16 protein-coding genes are annotated in these 22,246 nt (G+C 42.8%); 4 read left to right on the top strand and 12 right to left on the bottom strand.

Annotated elements, in window-relative coordinates; genetic code table 11:
* Positions 1-78: 78 nt before the first annotated feature.
* From Q0895_RS08060 to rsmG, 9 genes are all read right to left on the bottom strand, one after another.
* Entirely contained in the window at positions 79-1,188 is a 1,110-nt protein-coding gene (locus Q0895_RS08060; RefSeq protein WP_299187501.1) for a DNA polymerase III subunit delta', read from the bottom strand.
* A 118-nt stretch (positions 1,189-1,306) separates the two neighbouring features.
* Positions 1,307-2,134, bottom strand: a complete 828-nt coding sequence (gene kdsB, locus Q0895_RS08055; protein ID WP_299187499.1) for a 3-deoxy-manno-octulosonate cytidylyltransferase — start codon at positions 2,132-2,134, stop codon at positions 1,307-1,309.
* A gap of 109 nt (positions 2,135-2,243) precedes the next feature.
* Positions 2,244-3,419, bottom strand: coding sequence for a tetraacyldisaccharide 4'-kinase (gene lpxK / locus Q0895_RS08050; protein WP_299187497.1), 1,176 nt, complete (start codon positions 3,417-3,419; stop codon positions 2,244-2,246).
* Between the two features lie 49 nt (positions 3,420-3,468).
* Positions 3,469-5,247 carry a lipid A export permease/ATP-binding protein MsbA gene (gene msbA, locus Q0895_RS08045; RefSeq protein WP_299187495.1) on the bottom strand — a complete coding sequence of 593 codons (1,779 nt, stop codon included), beginning with the start codon at positions 5,245-5,247 and terminating at the stop codon, positions 3,469-3,471.
* 124 nt (positions 5,248-5,371) lie between these two features.
* Entirely contained in the window at positions 5,372-5,803 is a 432-nt protein-coding gene (locus Q0895_RS08040; protein WP_299187492.1) for a biopolymer transporter ExbD, read from the bottom strand.
* Positions 5,804-5,853: 50 nt separating this feature from the next.
* Entirely contained in the window at positions 5,854-6,588 is a 735-nt protein-coding gene (locus Q0895_RS08035; RefSeq protein ID WP_299187490.1) for a MotA/TolQ/ExbB proton channel family protein, read from the bottom strand.
* A 144-nt stretch (positions 6,589-6,732) separates the two neighbouring features.
* A complete protein-coding gene (locus tag Q0895_RS08030) occupies positions 6,733-7,881 on the bottom strand; it encodes a ParB/RepB/Spo0J family partition protein (protein ID WP_299187488.1) in 1,149 nt (382 codons plus the stop codon).
* Positions 7,882-8,016: 135 nt separating this feature from the next.
* Positions 8,017-8,796 (bottom strand): ParA family protein, encoded by a 780-nt coding sequence (locus tag Q0895_RS08025; protein WP_058369685.1) that lies wholly within the window; start codon positions 8,794-8,796, stop codon positions 8,017-8,019.
* 231 nt (positions 8,797-9,027) lie between these two features.
* Positions 9,028-9,744, bottom strand: a complete 717-nt coding sequence (gene rsmG / locus Q0895_RS08020; protein WP_299187485.1) for a 16S rRNA (guanine(527)-N(7))-methyltransferase RsmG — start codon at positions 9,742-9,744, stop codon at positions 9,028-9,030.
* 308 nt (positions 9,745-10,052) lie between these two features.
* Between rsmG and Q0895_RS08015 the strand changes: the two genes are divergently transcribed.
* The 3 genes from Q0895_RS08015 to Q0895_RS08005 all read left to right on the top strand — a co-directional run bounded on the left by Q0895_RS08015 (position 10,053) and on the right by Q0895_RS08005 (position 14,818).
* Positions 10,053-12,758, top strand: coding sequence for an ATP-binding protein (locus Q0895_RS08015; protein WP_299187483.1), 2,706 nt, complete (start codon positions 10,053-10,055; stop codon positions 12,756-12,758).
* A gap of 228 nt (positions 12,759-12,986) precedes the next feature.
* Complete coding sequence (locus Q0895_RS08010) at positions 12,987-14,123, top strand: WYL domain-containing protein (RefSeq protein ID WP_299187481.1); 1,137 nt, start codon at positions 12,987-12,989, stop codon at positions 14,121-14,123.
* A 38-nt stretch (positions 14,124-14,161) separates the two neighbouring features.
* Positions 14,162-14,818, top strand: a complete 657-nt coding sequence (locus tag Q0895_RS08005) for a TerD family protein (RefSeq protein WP_299187479.1) — start codon at positions 14,162-14,164, stop codon at positions 14,816-14,818.
* 118 nt (positions 14,819-14,936) lie between these two features.
* On the opposite strand, the gene Q0895_RS08000 is transcribed toward Q0895_RS08005, so the two are convergent.
* Positions 14,937-15,917 (bottom strand): ion transporter, encoded by a 981-nt coding sequence (locus Q0895_RS08000; protein WP_299187477.1) that lies wholly within the window; start codon positions 15,915-15,917, stop codon positions 14,937-14,939.
* A 739-nt stretch (positions 15,918-16,656) separates the two neighbouring features.
* Between Q0895_RS08000 and Q0895_RS07995 the strand changes: the two genes are divergently transcribed.
* Positions 16,657-17,289, top strand: coding sequence for an OmpW family outer membrane protein (locus Q0895_RS07995; protein ID WP_299187474.1), 633 nt, complete (start codon positions 16,657-16,659; stop codon positions 17,287-17,289).
* A gap of 190 nt (positions 17,290-17,479) precedes the next feature.
* Here Q0895_RS07995 and Q0895_RS07990 read toward each other — a convergent pair whose 3' ends face one another.
* Entirely contained in the window at positions 17,480-19,243 is a 1,764-nt protein-coding gene (locus tag Q0895_RS07990; RefSeq protein ID WP_299187471.1) for a 2-oxo acid dehydrogenase subunit E2, read from the bottom strand.
* Positions 19,244-19,294: 51 nt separating this feature from the next.
* Positions 19,295-22,114, bottom strand: a complete 2,820-nt coding sequence (gene aceE, locus Q0895_RS07985; RefSeq protein ID WP_299187469.1) for a pyruvate dehydrogenase (acetyl-transferring), homodimeric type — start codon at positions 22,112-22,114, stop codon at positions 19,295-19,297.
* Positions 22,115-22,246 lie beyond the last annotated feature (132 nt).

The following is a 22,246-nucleotide window of genomic DNA, read 5'->3' as shown; positions in this document are numbered from 1 at the left end:
TAATGTTAATCTACAGTTAGATATCGCTTGATTGTCTCTTTAGTTTTACTAGATTGAGTCTATATGCTCAGTTAGACTCTATAGACGAGCCAAGTCTTGCATCAGCTTATCATAGGCAAATTTTTCTTGCACATTTTGTTGAAGCGCTATTTTTGTTTGCTGCAATCGACTTAGTAGTGTGTCTAATGCGCTGTCTGTAGGTCGATACTGCTCTAACGCTACTGTTAAAGCAATATCTTTTTGACTACTATCAAGACCGAGACAAACGCGCCGAATATCAATCAGCATAAGTTCAGTCAGTTTGAGAAAGTCTGGTAGATCAATCACACTTTGCCAATAATCGCTAGCTGCTATACTACTACGCTTACCGCTACGTAGCGCCTGCCATGTGGTCAACCATAGTGCGCGTTTGCTATACCATGGAGCCTGTGCCAGCTCTATTGCTGCAAGCGGTGCACCATTTGCTAACTGTAGCAACTGCGTAATTTGTATCGGACTCACTACTTCACGATTGATCGTATTTCCAAGCTTTTGAGCAACATAATCATTTGCAACAGCTGGTCCTACCCTTTGCAATGGTAACTGCTGTACGCGACTTTTAATCGTCGGAAGTAGCTTTGCTGGCATGTCACTGATTAAAAACAAATGGACTTGTGCCTGTGGCTCTTCTAATGTTTTTAAAAGCGCGTTGGCCGCTGCCATAGTCATTTTTTCAGCATGATCTAACACGCAAATACGCATCCCCTGTCCGCCCTGATAGATAAAAGGCTGCAACGCGCGAATATCATCTACCTTTACTGTCAACACTGCACTACTGGTTGCTTTTGCCGACTTAGTATTGGCTTTGGTTTTTTTATTATTACTAACAGCCTGATTGGATTCCTGACTCTCAGTGCTGATGGGCATACTGGTGATAGGCAATACTTGTAAGCTTGGATGCGTGCCAGACCTAAGCCATTGGCAACTTTGACAATGACCACAGGCACCAAGCGGGTGCTGATGACGCTCTTGGCACAATAGCCAAGCGATTAGACGCCAAATAAAAGCACGTTTACCCATCCCTTGCATACCAGCAGCAAGTAAGGCATGCGGCAGATCATGTGGGGGTGATAGTACACGACTTGTAAGCTGCGTCCACAAGGCTTGCTGCCAAGGTAATAGTGGCGCAAAGTAAATACTGTCTGTCATATGTTTCACGCTTATCGCTTACTATTTTATTTAAAATTCACTGGGTTTAGCACTCATCTCAGTTCATCTTGCAGTTACTTTTAAGCATTAAATGTAAATAATATGCTTAGGCTATTTATTATGTACCGCTTGTAAATTTATTAATACTCATTGCATTTAAACGATCCAAATCTTCTTGCGTGTCCACGCCAGCAGGTAGCTGAACTTTTGCAGCTGCAATAGCTATACTGCCACCGTTTTCTAAAACGCGTAATTGCTCTAAGCTCTCAAGCGTTTCAAGCGGCGTTTGAGGCCAATGGACAAATTGCTGTAATAAACTTACCCGATAAGCATATAACCCTAAGTGTCGGTAAGCCTCTTTTGGGGCGGGTAGCTCCGCTGTATCTAAATTACCAGCAGCCACTGCCAACGCAATATCACGATCACAAGGAATTGGGGCACGGCTAAAGTACAGCGCGCGTTGAGTGTCACCAGCAGTTGTACTCACAACCTTGACTACCGAAGGACGCATAAACGTCTGATAATCTTCAATGGGCTCGTATAAAGTCGCCATAACGCTGTCATCATCTTTTACCAACAAGTCTTTGACTTGCTGGAGCAGTAACGGTGGCACTAGCGGCTCATCCCCTTGCATATTAATGATAATGTCGTGCTCAGCCCAGCCTTTAATCGTCGCAACTTCAGCCAAACGATCTGTACCTGAGACATGGTCAGCACTTGTCATCACCACCTCATATCCTGAATCCAAGCAAACCTTAGCGATTCGTTCATCATCGGTTGCAATGCACATATCATCGGCAAAATGCGCGGCTTGAGCCTTTTCAGCGACCCAAAGTATCATAGGTTTACCATGAATATCTAACAAAGGTTTACCTGGTAGACGTGTACTTTTAAAGCGTGCAGGAATAACGATATGAGTTTTGGCAGGTGCTAAAGCAGACGACATAAATACTTCCTATAACAAATAGTTCATAAATTTAAATAGGTAATGTATAAATAAGCGGGTAATTTAGACATACGCTTAGACATAAAATCAACTATACGCATCGACCAACTCAATGATCATAACTTGACCCAACCATATTGATACCCTGTACGGTCAATTGCTGCTGCAATGTCTGATAGCAAGCATCAGATAATGTGGCAGTCACAGGCAATACCCATAGCCTGTTTATCAAGGCTCTAATATCATTACCACTGTGACTATCAATATCAATGGTTTCATTCGATTTTATAGCACCTATTTTACTGATTCCTGCTACTAGCAATGTTCTAATTTTTACAGCGTCCTTAGTCGTCACAATCATAGGATGTTCAGTGTATTGTAGTAGTTCGCTCAGACTAAAGTTATGATGATCTGGAAAAGGATGTCCTATAGCATCAAAACCAAGCGTGCTCAGTGTGGCAAAAAAGCGCTGAGGATAGCCAATACCACTAATCGCATGTACCTTATCACCTTTTGACGGTACTACCTTAGCTGACAAAGGTGTGATTATGTTTGAAACGTTCAACTCGACTAATTCATCATCAGACAACAAGGGGTATAACTCATCTGGCTGTAACTGCATCGTTAAACGCTGAGCTAAGTTTTCACTATCGTTAAGAGCCGATACTCCGTTGGGTTTTTCATGATAGATAACGGTTGCATCTTTTAGCCGTGACATTGGTTCACGTAAAAACCCTGTCGGTAATAGCTGCTCATTGCCAAATCCACGTGCAACATCTACTACTATCCATTCGATATCACGTTGCAACGTATAATGCTGTAAACCATCGTCAGCGATAATTAATTGTAAGTCAGGATGCGCGTTTAGCAAAGTCGTAATTGCCTGCTTGCGGTTTGGGCATACTGCCATTGGCGCAGCAGTGTTGTTGACAATCAAACACGGCTCATCGCCTACTGTACTTGGCAAACTCTCTTTGGTTACTAACGCTGGCATTTGGGATGTATCGCCGCCATAACCACGGCTAATCACACCAACCTTTATGCCTTGCCTTTGCAAATAACTGACCAAAGTGATAATTAAAGGCGTTTTGCCACTACCGCCAACCGTAACGTTACCGATAACCATAACCGGCACAGGCGCACGAAAGCTTGACAGTATGCCCAGTCTATACGCCTGACGACGCAAAAAAACAAGCAAACCATATAGCCAGCTAATAGGCAATAGTAACCAAAGCCAAGCTTCTTTTCGCTGCCAAGCACGAGTAATTGTCGTCTCAATACTCATTATTTAGCATCCATCCAGTTTTGCCCGTAATTTGTAATTCAAACTGTTATCACTCAAAATCCCGATCATACATTTGCGCATAATAACCTTGCTTTTGCATAAGCTCATTATGGGTACCAATCTCAACGATGCGTCCGCCGTCCATCACGGCAATACGATCTGCTGACTCAATCGTTGTGAGACGATGCGCAATGACTAAAGTAGTACGATCTTTCATTACATTGTCGAGCGCTTGCTGAATAAAATACTCTGACTCATTATCAAGCGCACTGGTCGCCTCGTCTAATATTAAAATTGGCGCGTCTTTTAGCAGAGCTCGTGCTATCGATAGGCGCTGGCGTTGTCCACCAGACAACTGCAAGCCTTCTGCTCCAATCTGACTTTGATAACCTTGCGGCATTTTCATAATAAAGTCATGAGCAAAGGCATCTTTAGCAGCAGCTTCAACCTCAGCCTGCGACTTGGTCGCTAAACTACCATAGGCGATGTTATTAAAAACAGAGGTATTAAATAACACCACTTGTTGATTAACCATGGCAATTTGCGCACGCAGGCTCTCTAAAGTAATGTCTTCAATAGGCATACCGTCCATCGTAATCTGCCCTGAAGTCGTGGCTAAGGTACGCGTTAGCAAATTGACTAATGATGACTTGCCAGCACCGCTACGACCAACCAATGCGACAGTCTCACCTGCTCGTACATTCAAGCTAAAATCCTGCAACGCGACAGTTGAATCAGGATAGATTAAGCTGACGTGATCCAATTGAATCTCACCTGATAGTGACGGACTAAGCGTACCAGTATCGCGCTCTTCAGGCTCATCAAGTAATGCAAATATAGACTCACCAGCAGCGATACCTTTTTGCAGTTTTTGGTTGACATCGGTCAATGAGCGTACAGGTTTACTCAGAAGACCTGCTGCTGCAATGTAAGATATAAACTCACCTGCTGAGATATTGTCAATCACCGATGGACGCAGAGCAAGCCATACTACCACAGACATCGCCATTGCCATTAATAGCTGTACCGCTGGAGTATTGATGCTATTAGTGACGACCACTTTCATGCCTTGACGCAGATTTTTTTTTGATGTGATGTTAAAGCGTTCAGCCTCGTAAGCTTGCCCGCCATAGTTTTTTACTACTTGATAACCGCCAATTACCTCGTTAGTGATGTGACTCACATCACCCATGGTTTCTTGGATACCTTTGGACAGCTTTAGGTAACGTTTAGAGGCAAAACGAATCAACCATAAGATCGGTGGTAATACCAAAAATAGAATCAACGTCAAGCGCCAATTGCTATAAAGCAAAAAACCAATCAAAGCGACGACTGTCAAACCATCGCGCAACACAGTCTTCATAGAATCGGTACTAGCAGCCGTTACTTGTTCGACATCAAATATTAGTTTGGAAGAGATGGTTCCTGCAGGATTGGCCAGATAAAAAGAGCTTGGCAAGCGTAATAACTTATTAAACACTTGAACCCGTAGCTCATAAACCAGATTTCGTGAGACTAACGCAGAATAATAGTTACCTAAAAAGCTACCAACACCGCGCACAAAGAACAGCCCAATAATTAAAGCAGGAAACCAATTTTGCTTTGCCTGATCGTTTTGATTAATAGCATCGGTGATATATTGTAATAGTTTGGCAATCCAGATCTCTGTTGCCGCATTAATAGCAAAGCCTAACACTGTTAAAAGAAGCGCCCACCAGTATGGTTTTAAATATCTTAACAAACGTAGCAGCGTCTTATGCTTAGGCGGAGTCAATGGCTGGGCAAGCTTAAGATTGGCAGAGGTTTTAGTTACGTCAGATTGACTCATAAAAGCCTCGGGTCAAATATTGGTAGATGGGTTTGTGACATTCGTAGCTTCGTAGTATTGGCAGCGTCATTATATACAAAAGAATGCAGATGTAATAATGAGAAAATAGATAGCTTACCTCTGTCTACTGCGGCAGTGTTTGGCCGAGCGGCATGACGGTACTGATATTTAAATTCAAAAAGCCCAATTTGCCCGCAATATCCATCACTTTTACCACAGATTGATGGGTAGCGTTGGCATCGGCAGCGATAACAAACAAGATATCGCGCTCACTGCCTGCTTCTTGTTGCAACATATTGGTCAGCTCAGCCTCACTATTGTTAGCAAGGCTCATACCGTTGACCATATAACTACCATCTTCTTGTACAGCCACCTCAATACTATTGGTTTGCTCAACAAGTGCGACACCTTCCGCTTCAGGCAAAACTATATTTAAGCGGCTGAAGTGGTTAAATGATGTTGCTAATAACAAAAACACGATCAAAAACAGTAAGCAGTCAATCATGGGTGTTAAGTTGATTTCTAATGGTTCGACGGTAGGCTTTCTAAAACGCATGGCTAATTCTCTGATGACGTAAGGCTAGAAGGCGAAAACGCAAGTATCTTCTATGCAGGTTGGTGCGTATTTTCAGTATCAAACCCCGATGTAGCACCTAACTGCTCATCGTCTGTATGCCGACTTTCTACCATCGCAGCGAACGGTTTGTTGAGTGATAAATGCGCATCAGCCAATAACTGATAGTCATAAAGCTCTTGAATCATAAGTCCAGCCTCAGTCTCAAACCTAGCATTAATGTCTACAATCCGGCGCTGAAAATAGCGATAAGCGACGAGCGCTGGTATCGCAACGACCATACCAGCCGCCGTCGTAATTAAAGCTTGCGAGACACCGGCTGCCAGCAAAGTAGGATCCTGCATTGCTCCATCTGTAATGGCTAAGAATGAAGATATGATGCCCAGCACAGTACCCAATAGACCAAGTAGTGGAGCAATTGCTCCTATGGTACCGAGCATATTGATGTTTTTTTCGAGCTGATGTATCTGTACACTGGCTCTATTTTGCATGTGCATAGTCATTGAGTCTAGACCATACTGACGATATACCAATCCTGTCGCTAAGATATCACCCAATGGGGTTCTTTCTTTAACATTCATTAGCTGAGTGCGACCAATATCGCCATTTTCACGTAGGCGCGTTATTAGTTGTTCACGTAATCTGCCAGGTACGATTTTACTAAACTGTAGCGTACTACTGCGCTCAATGATAATGATAAGTGCAACTATCGAACATATGACGATTGGCATCATCAACCAACCACCTGCTTTTACCAATTCCCACATAATGACTCTCTTGTATACCGTTTAACCTGTCCAAAAGCTTGCGACCATTATGTAATGAAAGTCATTTCTAGCTCAGTATGTAAGTAAAATACTTACATGCTGATTAAGTATATTGTCTTTAGTACGTCAGTTTAAATAAGTGCATTAGCGCTGCGTTTCTAGCTGTTTGATTAACGCTGCAAGCTCATCTTGATTGTGAAAAAATATCTCTACACTACCCTGACCATCTTTTTTATGCTTAAGTTTTACTTCCGCCCCTAGCATATCTGTTAGGTGCTGCGTTAAACGCTCAGCATCGTGAGACTGTGTTTTTTCAGTACGATCGGCTTTAGATACAGGATTTAAGATTGACTTGACCAGCTTTTCAGCTTCTCTTACAGTCATCCCACCATCAATAATTTTTTGTGCAATGATAGGCTGCTGCTCAGAGGATAACGCCAATAGTGTGCGCGCATGTCCCATGTCTAAAGCGTTATTTGCCAGATGATCTTTTACCGCGTCATGCAACTGATTAAGACGTAGTAAATTCGATACAGTCGTTCGCGCTTTGCCTACCACATCTGCAATCATTGCATGACTCATGCCAAATTCAGTGTGAAAGCGCTGTAATGCTGCTGCTTGCTCGATAACTGACAAATCTTCGCGCTGAATATTCTCAATTAATGCAAGTGCAATTGCCAGTTCATCAGATAAAGCGCGTTCAATCGCTGGAATGACTGGTTTACCTGCCATTTTTGCTGCACGCCAACGACGCTCGCCTGCGATGATTTCGTGAGTCACATCGACTGTACTTTTGTCCTCATTTGCAAGCAACGGCCGGATGACAATTGGCTGCATCACTCCATGTTGCTCGATCGAAGATGCAAGCTCTGCTAACGCCGTTTCGCTCATATCGCGACGCGGTTGATATTTACCTGCTTGCAATTGAGTCACTGCAATTTGCACCAAACTGATTTGATCTTCAGTGATACTGTTGTCTGTTGCGTCACTTGTGGTTCTAGTGTTCTTTTTGGGGTAATGACGAGCTTTTGTATTGCTGCGGGTAGTACGCGGCGCTGTACGCTCATTTGTGTCTGTAGCTACTTTTTTATCATTTTTTGTCGTCTGAGCTTTGCTTGGGGTAGCAGATGATTCTGGCATCTGAGCAATAGAAGTAGCAGCGACCGTTTCGTCACCATCATGTATAACGGTATCGTCTTGTAAAGCAGAGGCGGTAATTTGCTTTTCTTTTTTGATTGATCCTAATAAGGCATCTAAACCTCGATTGGCAGCCAATCCTCGTTTTTTCGCCATGATTACCTATCCTCTAACGCTAAATAAAGCCAAATGATTATTAATAAATGCTCACTGATAAATATGCGACTTAGTACTTTATCGCCCAGCCAGCTGATGATTACGTTTGCTATATCTTCTTAATGTTAGCCTCTACTAACGGCTTTGTTTGATCACTTCAGCTGCCAGTTTTTGATACGCGCGCGCCCCTTTTGACCATCGCTCATAGGCAATCACTGGTAGTCCATGCGCAGGTGCTTCAGCCAAGCGAATGTTTCTTGGAATATGAGTTTTGTACATAATATCGCCAAAGTGAGCTTCAAGTTCGGCCGACACATCACGCGCTAACGTATTGCGTGCATCGAACAACGTTCTTACCACCCCTCGAATATATAATTTGGGGTTAAGCTCAGTTAGGCGTTCAATCGTTTGGGATAAATCAGCCAAACCTTCTAATGCATAATACTCACATTGCATTGGAATAATGACGCCATCGGTCGCTACCAAAGCGTTGATCGTCAACAGGTTTAAACTTGGGGCACAATCCATAACGACATAATCGTAGGGCCCTTCTTCAGAGCCAGATTGGGCATTTATTAAGTTAGTCATTGCAGTCTGTAACAGCTCATGACTGTTGGTTTGTCCCATTAACGTGACGTCCATACCTGCCAACTCACGGTTAGCACCGATCACATCAAAACCTGCTGGGCTCATAACAGTAGCATCTTGTAGTGACACATCATCAAGTAGGACGTCTGCTATTGTCAACTCTAAATCGTTTTTATCTATACCAGTACCACTAGTAGCATTGCCTTGTGGATCCAAATCAATTAGCAGTACGCGTTTACGCTTTGCCGCCAAACTGGCAGTCAGGTTTACTGCCGTTGTCGTTTTGCCAACGCCACCCTTTTGATTTGCAATTGCTATGATTTCCATACACTTACTCAATTTGATTAAGGTCTGTTGCTTGTTTTTGCTCTAACAGTCTTTAACTTTGCATTTTTATTATCATACTTCACAAACAATCTGTTCATAATTTTATTATAGGCTATAAAAATCAATGCTAGAAAGCCTTATAAAATTAGGGTCTTACGCTTTAATCATTATGCTAAATCTAAACCTAACTGGCTACGTCAAATGTTTCATAGCTACTAATGTGCCCATAGCTTAGACATTTTTGGCAGATAATTCAATCAAATGACGACTATCATGCAAACGTGGCACTTCAAGAATAATGGTTTTGATGTGCCATTCTTCTTTTAAAACTTGTAGCTCATCATCCGTTGGTATTTTACCTTTCATAGCGCACAATCGACCACCATTCGCCAATCGCGGCTGCGCCACTTCAACAAAGTCTGTTAAGCTTGCAAATGCTCTAGAGGTGACCACTTCATAAGTAGCTTCATGGGCTTCAATACGTGCAGCAATTGGTTGTACATTATTCAAACCAAGCTCACTACTGATTTGCTTAATAAAACGAATTTTTTTCTGGTTACTATCGAGTGCAGTACACGAGCGTTCAGGCTGACAAATCGCAATAATAACCGCAGGCAACCCCGCTCCTGTACCGATATCTAGCAGTGCACCTGGTGGCAAATGCGGTATAATAGCCAAACAATCAATGACATGCTTAATTAAGGCTTCTACCGGATCAGTAATCGCGGTCAGATTATACGCTTTATTCCATAATAAAAGCTGATCTAAGTACAATAATAACGTGCGCTGCTGCGTTTGGCTCAACGTTAGATCAAGCTCTTGCACTGCTTGAGCCAAGATATTGGCCAGCATCGGTAACTGCTTACCAAGTTTTGTAAAACCAGTAGCATCTATACTGATATTGTCTACGCTAGTAGAAGGCAGAGAAGTTTTGACAGAAGCTGACATACGACGAATCATCCAGTTTTGGCATGTGAACCTTTTATTTTATCATGCAGGTTACATATTGAATAGTTGCAGATTGCGCTAATGTCCATCATCTTATACTATCGGCGCTAGGATTAGACCGTTATTTATTTTTATATCCTTAGATAGGATTACTTTTTTATTGTTACTGGTACTATGACCTGTATTTGCATGATACAAAATTGACGTCAATGACCGATTTAAAATATCAAGACATCTTGTAAGATGTCGCTATTACAACTTATCCCTTTCACCTTATAAATTCTTATACAACGACTGACCATACGCCTATGACTGAACAGCCTACTGCCTGTACAACGCAACCTTCGGATGATAATGAATTGATGACGACAACTACTGTTGTGACAGACCCTATATTAGCAAAAGTAAAAAATACAGAAGAAAAACAAGATGCCTCATCGCCCCATCCGATATTTAGAGCGGTTAATCAGCGCTGTCTTATCGCCGCTAACCAATTGAAGCGTTATAGTGCTACTGATATCTTGCCTACTGACACCCGTACTGCGCCTGACTTAGATATTGGTTTTGGGCAAAAGCGCGCACTCAAAGCATTGCACACTGCACTTGATATAAAGGCCAGTGGCTATCACGTCTTTGCCGCTGGTGAAAATGGACTTGGCAAACGTACCATTATTAGCCGTTTCTTAAAGCACATCGCTATGGATGCACCGACGCCAGATGACTGGGTCTATGTGCACAACTTTACCGATCCTCGCACACCTTTAGCGATACGATTGCCTGCTGGGCAAGCAATATTGTTACAACAGCAAGTTAGCGACTTATGGACACAGGCAAAAAAACGCCTCAGTCAACGTTTTCGTAGTGACCAGTATCAAAGCAAGATCGAAGCGATCAAAAATGACACGCATCAAAAAGAGAGCCTTGCTTACGACGCCCTAAATGCTGAAGGCAAACAATACGACTTGGCATTGACGTTTCGCTCATTTGATAATAAAGCGATGTTTGTGCATCCAAGTCAATTGCCCATAGAGGAAAATGATAAAGCGACTTCTACCACCCCCAAACCTGTATTCACTGATACGACTGAGCCAACAAACGCTGCGACACAAAGTGACTATGAGTCTGAGCTAAATGGCTTTGCACACAAAAATCACATGCAAAAGCGTCTTAGCCAGCTTACCATCGCTTTAGAAAGGCTAGAGGATGAGGCAAATGACGCAATAGAAGCGCTACATCGTAGTATTGCCCACCGTGCGTTACAACCCCTGTTTGCTCCCATACAAGAGCAGTTCGTTAAGCTGCCAGATGTTGTGAGTTATCTTGATGCGATATTCGCTGATATGGTGACTCATGTAGAGCGTATCGTTAATGGCGATGACGAAGAGTTTATTCCTGCTGTACTAGCAACCACCCCTAGCCGTTACGCTGTCAATGTCATGGTGAGTCATGAGCCTGAAAGTGGCGTACCAGTCATATTTGAAGACTTACCGACTCATCTTAATTTGCTGGGTCATGTCGAGCAAATTACTCAATTGGGTACAGTAACCACTGATGTCAGTATGATACGAGCAGGCGCACTTCACCGAGCAAATGGCGGTTACCTACTCCTTGAAGCCAGTCATGTACTCGAGCACCCCTATGCTTGGCAAGGTCTAAAACGCGCTTTACAATCACGCAAAATTAAACTATCCAGCCTTGAGCAAATGCTCACTTTAACAGGCAGTTTATCGTTAGCGCCGATGCCAATCGATCTTGATGTTAAAGTAATTTTGCTTGGAGAAGCAGATTTATATTATGAATTATTAGAGCTAGAGCCAGAGTTTGATGCTGTGTTCAAAGTTCGTGCCGACTTCCATGACGATGTCACACGTACACCTGAGCACGAGCTGGCGTTGGTCGCCAAAATGGCCGATATTATCGATTATGCCGACCTTTATCCTTTTAATAATAGCGCCCAGGCGGCTCTTCTTGAGCATTTAAGCTTACAAGCTGAAGATCAAGACCGTCTTAGCCTGCACAGCGATCGTCTCATCAAGCTATTACATGAGTCGAACCGTCATGCACGTCTGAGCGAAAAAAGCATTGTCGACGCCAGTCATGTCGCTCAAGCTATCAGTGACATGGATGAGCGCTCAGGTTACTTGCGTGATCTATACTGGGACGAGCTAAAAAACGGTCAGCAGCTCATCAATACTCAAGGTGAGGCTGTCGGTCAAGTTAATGCTCTCACTGTCGTCAGCTATGCTGATAGTGAGTTTGGCATGCCAGCACGTCTTACTGCTTTGATTCAACCCAACCTTGGGGCAGGCGAGATTCTCGATATCGAACGTGATGTCGATTTGGGCGGCAGCTTACATGCTAAAGGTATGCTGATTATGACCAGCTACTTACGAGCTCTGTTTAGTCAGCATCATGTGCTAAATTTTAGTGCTTCTCTAGCCTTTGAACAAAGCTACGCTCATATCGATGGCGATAGTGCGACAGTCAGTGAAGCTTGTGCGCTCCTATCAGCTTTAGCGGATGTACCTATCAATCAAGCCTTTGCTATTACAGGCTCTATGAATCAGTTAGGTGAAGTGCAAGCCGTCGGCGGCATTAATGCTAAAATTGCAGGTTTTTTTGATGCTTGTCGCGAGCAAGGCATGACAGGTCAACAAGGTGTGGTGATACCAATGGCCAATGTCAGCCAATTGATGCTGCGAGATGATATTATCGCCGCAGTTAAGGCAGGTGACTTTTCTATTTATGGCGTACATACGATTAGTGAAGCCTTAACACTCATGACAGGCCTGCCGATCGATACGATGAATAAAAAAGGTCGTTATCGTAAAAACACCTTATTTGGGAAAGTCTTGCATCGATTGATGTTATGGGACGAAAATCAAGATACAGACGAGCCGATTGAGGACAAAGAATCTAAAAAGAAAGCCAATAAGAAACGTAAGTCTAAACGCCGTAAGAAAAAAGACAAACAAAAACAGCGCAAAAGTGAGAACGATGGTGATAATCAATAGTGAAAAGGTAGCACTGTCCTTTATGATCATCGCTTGCGCTCATGCTTTTTACTAAAATTATTTTGTTAGAATGTCTAGAAAAATTATCAAATAACAATATTTAAAAGCCAAACTCAAACCTCCTAGACGCTTAAGCTATTTTCTGCGATGATAAACGTCTTTTATGCCAAGCAAGCTATGTTTTAACATGTTACTGTTTATGACAGACTTTATATAGGTTATCTCTCAATGACTGCGCAAACCGATAACGCAACAGACATCTCTACCTCTAACGCTCCTGATGAGCAGACAGAACAGCCTGTTTTATCAGCTACTGAGAGCTCCGAGAATCTAGCGAACGATACAGCGGCTAGCCGTCATGGAGCAGCAACTACTGCGCGGCAATGGCAAGTGTTATCCCAGCTCCAGCGCAACCGCTGGGTAGGCACGACTCATATTTATGAGCAGCTCAAGCTCGCTGGGTTTGATATTAGCTTACGTACGGTACAAAGAGATTTGAACGCTTTGGCCAAACGTTTCCCAATTGAAAAAAATAACGCCAACCCACAAGGCTGGCGCTGGAAAGACGACGCCCCATTGCAAAGCTTGCCACATATGAATTTATCGCAAGCGGTTGCCTTTAATATGGTGGAAGCCAATCTTACTCAGCTACTTCCGCCTGCTGTTTTAGATGAGCTATTCCCATGGTTTGATTTGGCGCGGCGACAGCTTAAAAACAGCAAAGTCACGCACTCATGGATAGATCGCGTACGTATTGAGACAGCAACTCAGCCATTGATTGCCCCGCATATTGACTTGGACAGTAAAGATAACATTTACCATGCTCTGTTTTATCAATTACAGATCAAAGCCTGTTATACACGCAGTAATAAATCAGAGGCCAGTGAGTATGTCTTAAATCCTATTGCCATCATTCAACGTGGCGTGATTATCTATTTGCTTGCCACTCGAACCGATGATCCAGAAGCCATTATCCGCACCTTTGCGCTGCATCGATTCGCTAGTGTTGAGATACTAGATAGCACAGCGGTGACACCAGACAACTTTCACTTAGACAGCTATTTGGACGCTGGTAGCATGGGCTTTACCCATCCTTTATTGAGTCAGCTACCTGAGCGGGGTAAGAATACCCCTATCGAACTGCGCTTTACCAAAAGAGCTGGCAAAAGCCTGACCGAAAGTAAGCTTAGTGATGATCAAGTCGTGGTATTCAATGACGACGATACCTTGACGATTCATGCGACTGTCAATCTGACCTCACAACTGGTTTGGTGGCTGCGCGGTTTTGGAAAAGGCTTATTAGACGCCAAACCGCCGCTTCTTTATCAAGTAGTGTTGGATAAAACAACAGATAACGAGCAATAAATCAACCAATAAAAATTTAAGTATAAACAAGGAATACCATGTCATCTACCGCCTCAGCACCGCTACTTTCAGAGAGTTTAAGCACGTTAGGCTTGACTGCCGATATGTTGTTTTTTTCGCTGAATTACGAGTTTACCAAAACCGAAACCAAAGGTATGATGAAGCGCTTTAAAAAGGGTCAAAGCGCAATAGATATCGATATTGCTTGCGTACTATACGATGACAATTGTACGATCAGTGATATAGTCTGGTTTAAGCAACTGCGCGATAAAGCCGAGTCTATCCGTCATCAAGGCGATAGTCTTAATGGCAAAGATCGTGGCGAGCAAGCGTTGTATAATGCGCCGATGGATCAAGAACAGATTCGTCTGTATCTAGATAAGATACCAGCTCACATCAGTCATATAGGTCTGCTTGCAAGCTCATACCATGGAGAGCCTTTCGGCAAGTTAAAGGCTGGTGAAATCCATTTGAGTGATGATGAAGGTAACTATGCGTTTGAAGTCAACCTAAAACAACTGCCGCGTGATTGCAGTGCAGTTTGGGTCGCAGGTTTACGCCGTGAAACCGACGATTGGTATTTAACCTTGCAAAACCTACCACTCTCTGAAACTGACTTGCAAAAAGCAGCGCAACAAGTCGCCCATGAACTGGCGCGTGCTTTGCCTATCCCAGCATCGCATGCTACCAATTGAAGCGCCCAATGATGTTAAGACAAACGCTATGTTAGATTCAAGTCAATGACAGTATTTTAAATTAAAAAAGGCGATAAACTATTCACTAGTTTATCGCCCTTTTTTATAAAGCCTGACGCTAGTCCAAAGGCTCTCCGCAATTAGGACAAAAATTCTTTTTACGTACTTCTTGTTCGCGGCGCTCAAGCTCTTGCTCACGTAATACTTGTAACACGATATCTTGTGCTTGCTCTTTGTCTAACCCAAGCTCACGGCGTATCTTATCAATCATCACTTGATTTTGCACTAAGTCAAAATCACCGTCCACCAGCTGCTCACGAAAGTGTTGCTCAAGTTCGTCTCGGCGCTGTGCAAGCTCATTAGCCAGACCTGTCGCCAAAATACCTGCTGGCAGTGCCGCCAGACCCACACCTAATATAGTAATGATCGCCCCTAATATCTTACCTGCATTGGTAATTGGCGTCACATCACCGTAACCGACAGTTGTGAGTGTCACCACAGCCCACCACATTGCTTTGGGTATCGATTCAAACTCTTCTGGTTGCGCGTGGTTTTCTACCAAATAAATACCGCTAGAGGCCGTTACAATCATGATTATTAAAATAAAAATGACCGCTTGAAATGAGCCCTTTTCTTTACTAATAACCACAAGCAAGATGCGCATCGAGGCAAAATAACGTGTGAGCTTTAAGATTCTAAATAAACGTAGGATTCTAAGAAAGCGCAGATCAAAGCTGACAAAGAAGTTTAAAAACGCAGGAACGATCGCTATCAAATCAATCAAAGCTGTTGGGCTTTTTATCCACTCCCAACGCTGACGCCAAGTAGTATTATCTGGCTTAGCTTCAGCCACACTCCAAAAACGCAGCAAATATTCAATAGAGAACACCACAATTGAGAAATTTTCAAACAAGGTAAAATATTCTTGATATGGGTAATACCATTGATCAACAGACTCAGCAATCACTGCTGCGACGTTGGTCATGATTAAAAAAATCAAAAAATAATCGACATAACGACTAAATAAGGTGTCGTGATCCTCGTTTTGCAAGACATCATATACAAAGTGACGCAGGCGCCGTATAGATTGGAATAGCATGCCGTCCCTATGCGGTAGAGTACCGTAATTAAATGAATGAATTATACAAAATTTACGTACGATATATATATCAAAGCCAGCAGTAATAAAATGGTAATAGCTAAGCTTATATGCAAAAACTGTAGCTCCATACGAGAGCTACTACTTGAGCTTGCCGCAGGTACCAGTGATAACCCGCATTCAGAACAACTATTATCAGCTTGATTCAGTATAATCAACGAATATGCGTTCGTACAACGCATAGGAGAGTTACTACAATAGCCAGTCATAAATATATTATCATCCCTTTCACACAGTGTTTTGCAAAAATAATTTAATAGTTTTTATTACTTTACAAAATGTCCCTACTTACATTGAATAAACATAGAAAATATTCACTAAAATCAACACGTATAGCCTATAACACTCTTATATCTGTTACCACAGATAATTCATACAATAGACAATTTGCATAATAATAGGTAGTTGTTCCAACCTTAACTCTTAGCTCTGTGAATAAAATTTAGATAATATTGGCGAAATAAGAGACGTTAGGCACTACTAAAGACAAATTTGCTACCACACATCAGGTATTTTGCTTATTGCGCTTTATAACCCTATTTGTAGTAATGAAAATGTATTATAATGAAACAGATTAGTTACATTTTATGAAATAAATGTGATTATTCTTTATAAGTAATTAATGTAATCCTCATTAAATACTTACCTTTTATTATCTATTATTTCAAGGAACCACCCGATGAAACTACAATCCCTAGTTTTGGCGACTGCTGCTGCGTTAACTATGACTACTGCTTTTGCAGTTCCTGCAGGTACTTGGACCGTTGCTGCCGGTGCACACTATGTTGACCCAAAAAGCGACAATGGCACAGTATTAGATGGCGCTTACTCTGTAGATGTAGACAGCGACATTCGTCCAACTGTAAGCGGCGAGTACTTTGTTGCGAACAATATCGGTGTCGAATTACTAGCTGCTGTTCCGTTTCATCATGACATTACTCTAACTGATGCTAATGGTAGTGAAATTGAAGGTAAAACCCAGCATCTACCACCTACTCTATCTGTACAATATCATTTTGACGGCTATAACATGCCTATGAATGTAAAACCGTTCGTTGGTGTTGGGGTCAATTATACAACTTTCTTTAAAGAAAGAATTTATCTTAATAATGGCAATGATCTAGAGCTAGATGATAGTGTTGGCGTTGCAGGTCACATTGGCTTAGATATTCCTTTTGCTCCAACTGAGTCTTTCCGTATTGATGCGCGTTATATGGACATCAAAACCGATGCTAGCTTAAATGGCACTGATATTGGTGAAGTAGACATCAGCCCTTGGGTGTACGGCGTTGCTTTTGTAAAACAGTTCTAATATAGACAACTACTATAAGCCAAATACCTTAGATAAGAAAGCCAGCTTTTATGCTGGCTTTTTTGTTTGTCTTATTTAATAAAAACTAGCATAGGCTATAAAAGACAGATTATAAAATACATACAAGTATAAAAAAGACCATCCAAAGACAGTCTTTTTGTTTAAGTATTACATGAATTATCTGCTAGCTTTACAATAGGATACGACGTGGATCAGCCAGTAAACTTGCGACATAGCGCGTAAATACGGCAGCATCAGCACCATTAATGACACGGTGATCATAAGATAATGATAATGGTAGCATCAGACGTGGCTCGAAGGTCTGCTTATCGGCATTCCAGCGTGGCTGCATCGTTGCTTCAGAGGCGCCTAATATACCTACTTGTGGCCAGTTGACTAGTGGCGTAAACGACGTACCACCCAAAACACCTTGACTTGAAATCGTAAAGCTAGCACCTTGCAGATCTTTGGTACTGAGCTTTTTGTCACGCGCTTTCGCAGCCAGCTCACCAATCTCAATCGCAATCTGCTTGATACCTTTGTCTTGCGCATTTTTAATCACTGGGACTATCAAACCATCATCAGTCGCTACTGCAATACCCATATTGACAGTTTTACGCAAGATAATTTGCGTATTATCATCACTTAAGTGGCTGTTAAAGCGTGGATGCTGAGTAAGCGCGTAAGCAGTTGCTTTAACGATAAAGGCTAAGATAGTCAGACCAATGCCTTCTTTTTTCATACCGCCTTTTAGCTCGCCACGTAGCTTTTCAGTTTCCGTAATATCTGATACATCAAACTGGGTCACTTGAGGTAGATAAGTATTGTAGTTGAGCTGCGGAATTGAGACTTTTTGTAGACGGCTAAGATCTTGTACTTCAGTCTCGCCCCAAATCTCGGTATTACTCATGTCTGGTAAGTTTGGTAGACTCGAACTCACTACATTGCCGCTAGCAGGTGCAGTTTTTTGGGTACTCAAACTTTCTTTGACGTGCGCAAACAAGTCTTCTTTTAAGATACGGTCATTTAGAGCTGATCCATTTACTTGAGTAATGTCTACGCCTAACTGACGGGCGAGCTTACGTACTGCAGGACCTGCATAGACATCGGTTAACTTCTCATTAACCTGAGACTCTGTAAGCTTACCACCTTGTGCGTTCGCAGAAGTCGACTTTACCTCAGCTTGCTTGGGCTCACCAGTCGTTTGCTTGGCAGATGATGCAGCACTCTTGCTAGAAGCGTCAGAACTAGCATCTTTATTATCTGAGCTGGGCTGCGTTTGCGCTTCAGTCGCTTGTTCTTCATCGCTAGTATCATCACTGCCACTGCCACCAGTGCCAACGATGACAATGAAGTCTTGACCATTGGCGACCATATCACCCGCTTCGACAAGTATTTTCTCAACTTTGCCGTTTTCTGGCGCTGGTACTTCAACCGAAGCTTTATCAGATTCAATTAGCAAAATTGATTGATCGGCACTGACCACATCACCAACACTGACCATAATCTCGGCTACTTGCGCCTCATCAACACCCATATCTGGCAAAGCATGAGTCGTTGCTTTTCCTGTCTTCTCAGTAGATTTAGATGAGTCAGAATCAGTAGATTTAGATGAGTCTTTTTGCTCTTCTTTCTTAGTAGCTTGTTGCTCATCTTGCTTTTCAGTTGCAGGCGCTTGTTCGCTGTCTTTATCCACGCCTTGACTATCATCTTGACTGTCAGTATCAGCATCGCTATCGAGTTCGATAAGTACCATGCCTTCACTGACTTGATCACCGACAGCAACATTCACCTTAGTGACCTTACCAGCAGCAGAACTGGGCACTTCGACTGAGGCTTTATCAGATTCTATTAAGATAATATTATCGTCTTTAGCGATAACATCACCGACTTCTACCATAATTTCACTGACTTCGGCGCTATCGACACCTAAATCGGGGGCTTTAATATCCATTTTTTTCTCCTGGTCTTATGATTACAACGTCTTATAGTTATTATTTAGCTATTATTCTTCGACGTCACCATCATTAAGTAATTTGGCATCAGCTTGATCTTCAGCGCGGCCTTCTGTGCTAATCTCATCGTCATCTTCATCATCAAACTCAGGTACAGGATTTGGATTAACGTTGTCAGATGCTGGGGCTGGCGCATCTGGGAAATGATCATAATAAGGCTGCTGCTGCCATGCAGGCGGCTGATCTACTTCAATATCAAAGCTTGAGATAGCATCTTTGACCAAACGCATCTCCACTTCACCTTCATCAGCTAAGCGTTTAAGCGTTGCAACTACAATATGAGCAGCATCTACGTGGAAGAAACTACGTAACTGTTCACGCGTATCTGAGCGACCATAGCCATCTGTACCTAAAGTAGTATAAGGACGGTTATCCGGTAACCAACCACGGATTTGCTCTGAGTAATTGCGCATATAGTCCGTTGCTGCAACCACGATACCTTCATGCGGTGCAAGCTGCTCTGTCACCCATGATACCTTTTCTTCTTCCATAGGATGCAAACGGTTGTAATCATCACAAGCCATACCATCACGAGTCAGCTCATTAAAGCTGGTCACACTCCATACGTTAGATGTGATATTGAACTCATCTTTTAGTATTTTTGATGCTTTTTGTACTTCACGTAAGATAACACCAGAACCTAATAGCTGAACTTGGCTTGAACCATTGTCTTCAAGCAAGTACATACCGCGTTTGATGCCTTCTTCAACACCCTCTGGCATTTCAGGTTGCTCGTAGTTCTCATTCATTAGGGTTAAGTAATAAAAAACACGTTCCCCTTCGCCATACATCCGGCGCAGACCATCATGCATCACTACTGCTAGCTCATAACCAAAACAAGGATCATAAGTCACACAATTGGGCACGACGTTAAAGAGAATTTGTGAATGGCCATCTTGATGCTGTAAGCCTTCACCATTTAGCGTAGTACGACCAGCAGTTGCTCCTAACAAAAAGCCCTGTGCCTGACAGTCACCAGCTGCCCATGCCAAGTCACCAACGCGTTGGAAACCAAACATAGAATAGTAAATATATAGAGGAATCATCGGTAAGGCGTTGACAGAATAACTGGTTGCTAGTGCAATCCAAGTACTCATCGCACCCGCTTCATTGATGCCTTCTTCTAACATATGACCATCGATGGCTTCTTTATAACCCATCAAAGCTTCACTGTCTTCAGGCGTGTATTTTTGCCCAGAAGCTGAGTAGATACCTAATTGACGGAACATACCTTCTAAACCAAACGTACGTGCTTCATCAGGTACAATAGGTACCACACGGTCTTGGATGTCTTTGTTTTTTAACATCGCTGATAATAAACGCACGAACACCATCGTCGTTGATTGCTCTTTACCGTTACTGCCTTTTAATACTCGATCAAAGATAGACAAGTCAGGAATAGGAAGCGGAATATGACCACTACGGCGGTTTGGTAGATGACCACCTAAGGCCTCACGACGCCCTTTTAGATATTTCATTTCTGGTGAATTTTCTTCGGGACGATAAAATGGTAAGGTCTCTAATTGTTCATCCGTAAACGGCAACTCAAAACGATCTCGGAAATACATCAACGAGTCTTGATCCAGCTTTTTGATCTGATGCGACTTATTGACCGCTTGCGCTTGGGTAGATAGGCCGTAACCTTTAACAGTTTTAACCAAGACAACGGTCGGCTGACCTTTGGTTTTCATTGCTTCACTAAAGGCAGCGTACACTTTCATTGGGTCATGACCACCGCGGTTTAGGCGTGAGATATCATAATCAGTTAGCTCACTTGCCATCTCTTCAAGCTCTGGATATTTACCGAAAAATTCTTTGCGGGTAAATTCAGGCTGGCGTGCTTCATAAAGCTGGTACTCACCATCGACCACCTCTTCCATACGGTGTTTTAGTACGCCAGTTTCATCTTTATCCAGTAGCGTATCCCACTTGCCGCCCCAAATAACTTTAATTACGCGCCAGCCGGCACCGCGAAAGACAGACTCAAGCTCTTGAATAATTTTGCCGTTACCACGCACTGGGCCATCGAGTCGCTGTAGGTTACAGTTGATTACCCATATGAGGTTATCGAGCTTTTCGCGACCGGCAAGTGAGATTGCACCTAAGCTTTCTGGCTCATCAGTTTCGCCATCTCCCAAAAATGTCCAAATCTTACGACCCTCAGCCTCTAGCAAACCGCGGTTTTCCATGTAGCGATGCACGTGAGCATGATAGATCGACATAATAGGTCCAAGACCCATTGATACAGTTGGGAACTGCCAGTAGTCTGGCATTAAGTATGGATGTGGGTAGCTTGATAGACCTTTACCGCCGACTTCACGACGAAAATTATCAAGCTGCTCTTCTGTCAAACGGCCTTCTAAATAAGAGCGGGCATAGATACCTGGTGCTGAGTGACCTTGATAGTAGACCATATCGCCACCGAAGTGGTCGTTAGCGGCACGGAAAAAATGGTTGAAGCCAGTCTCATAAAGAGTCGCACTAGAGGCAAATGTCGCCAAGTGACCACCCAAATCATCATCGTTCTTATTCGCACGCATGACCATCGCCAAGGCATTGTAGCGAATCAAAGCACGAATCTTACGCTCGATAGCCAGATCACCAGGATACATAGGCTCATCTTCGACTGCAATCGTATTAATGTAGGCCGTATCTAGGCGGTTAAATGGTAGCCCTTCTTGTACCGCCATATTGTATAAAGCTTTGAGTAAGAACTGCGCCCGATCTTTATCGGCATGCTTAATGACGGATTCAAAAGCTTCCAACCATTCTTGCGTTTCGGTGCTATCAGCATCCTTATAATAATTCATCTTTGTCTGTCCTTTTATATGAGTCATTCCCACCTTATGGTAGGTCGTTATTAAATAGTGTGTGATGAGATATGGTTTACTTTACGACGTCCTTACTGCGCTTAAGCATTTGATTGTCTCATGCAGTTATAC

It is taken from the genome of uncultured Psychrobacter sp., assembly GCF_947495825.1.
GTDB lineage: Bacteria > Pseudomonadota > Gammaproteobacteria > Pseudomonadales > Moraxellaceae > Psychrobacter.
This window is presented reverse-complemented; position numbering and strand designations above follow the sequence as displayed.

Excerpts from the sequence above, each read along its gene's own strand:
- Q0895_RS08040 (WP_299187492.1), bottom strand. The coding sequence starts at position 5,803 with ATGCGTTTTAGAAAGCCTACCGTCGAACCATTAGAAATCAACTTAACA.
- kdsB (WP_299187499.1), bottom strand. The coding sequence starts at position 2,134 with ATGTCGTCTGCTTTAGCACCTGCCAAAACTCATATCGTTATTCCTGCA.
- Q0895_RS08000 (WP_299187477.1), bottom strand. The coding sequence starts at position 15,917 with ATGCTATTCCAATCTATACGGCGCCTGCGTCACTTTGTATATGATGTC.
- Q0895_RS08030 (WP_299187488.1), bottom strand. The coding sequence starts at position 7,881 with ATGGCGAAAAAACGAGGATTGGCTGCCAATCGAGGTTTAGATGCCTTA.
- msbA (WP_299187495.1), bottom strand. The coding sequence starts at position 5,247 with ATGAGTCAATCTGACGTAACTAAAACCTCTGCCAATCTTAAGCTTGCC.
- lpxK (WP_299187497.1), bottom strand. The coding sequence starts at position 3,419 with ATGAGTATTGAGACGACAATTACTCGTGCTTGGCAGCGAAAAGAAGCT.
- Q0895_RS08060 (WP_299187501.1), bottom strand. The coding sequence starts at position 1,188 with ATGACAGACAGTATTTACTTTGCGCCACTATTACCTTGGCAGCAAGCC.
- Q0895_RS08025 (WP_058369685.1), bottom strand. The coding sequence starts at position 8,796 with ATGGAAATCATAGCAATTGCAAATCAAAAGGGTGGCGTTGGCAAAACG.
- aceE (WP_299187469.1), bottom strand. The coding sequence starts at position 22,114 with ATGAATTATTATAAGGATGCTGATAGCACCGAAACGCAAGAATGGTTG.
- Q0895_RS07995 (WP_299187474.1), top strand. The coding sequence starts at position 16,657 with ATGAAACTACAATCCCTAGTTTTGGCGACTGCTGCTGCGTTAACTATG.
- Q0895_RS08005 (WP_299187479.1), top strand. The coding sequence starts at position 14,162 with ATGTCATCTACCGCCTCAGCACCGCTACTTTCAGAGAGTTTAAGCACG.
- Q0895_RS08035 (WP_299187490.1), bottom strand. The coding sequence starts at position 6,588 with ATGTGGGAATTGGTAAAAGCAGGTGGTTGGTTGATGATGCCAATCGTC.
- rsmG (WP_299187485.1), bottom strand. The coding sequence starts at position 9,744 with ATGTCAGCTTCTGTCAAAACTTCTCTGCCTTCTACTAGCGTAGACAAT.
- Q0895_RS08015 (WP_299187483.1), top strand. The coding sequence starts at position 10,053 with ATGACTGAACAGCCTACTGCCTGTACAACGCAACCTTCGGATGATAAT.
- Q0895_RS08010 (WP_299187481.1), top strand. The coding sequence starts at position 12,987 with ATGACTGCGCAAACCGATAACGCAACAGACATCTCTACCTCTAACGCT.
- Q0895_RS07990 (WP_299187471.1), bottom strand. The coding sequence starts at position 19,243 with ATGGATATTAAAGCCCCCGATTTAGGTGTCGATAGCGCCGAAGTCAGT.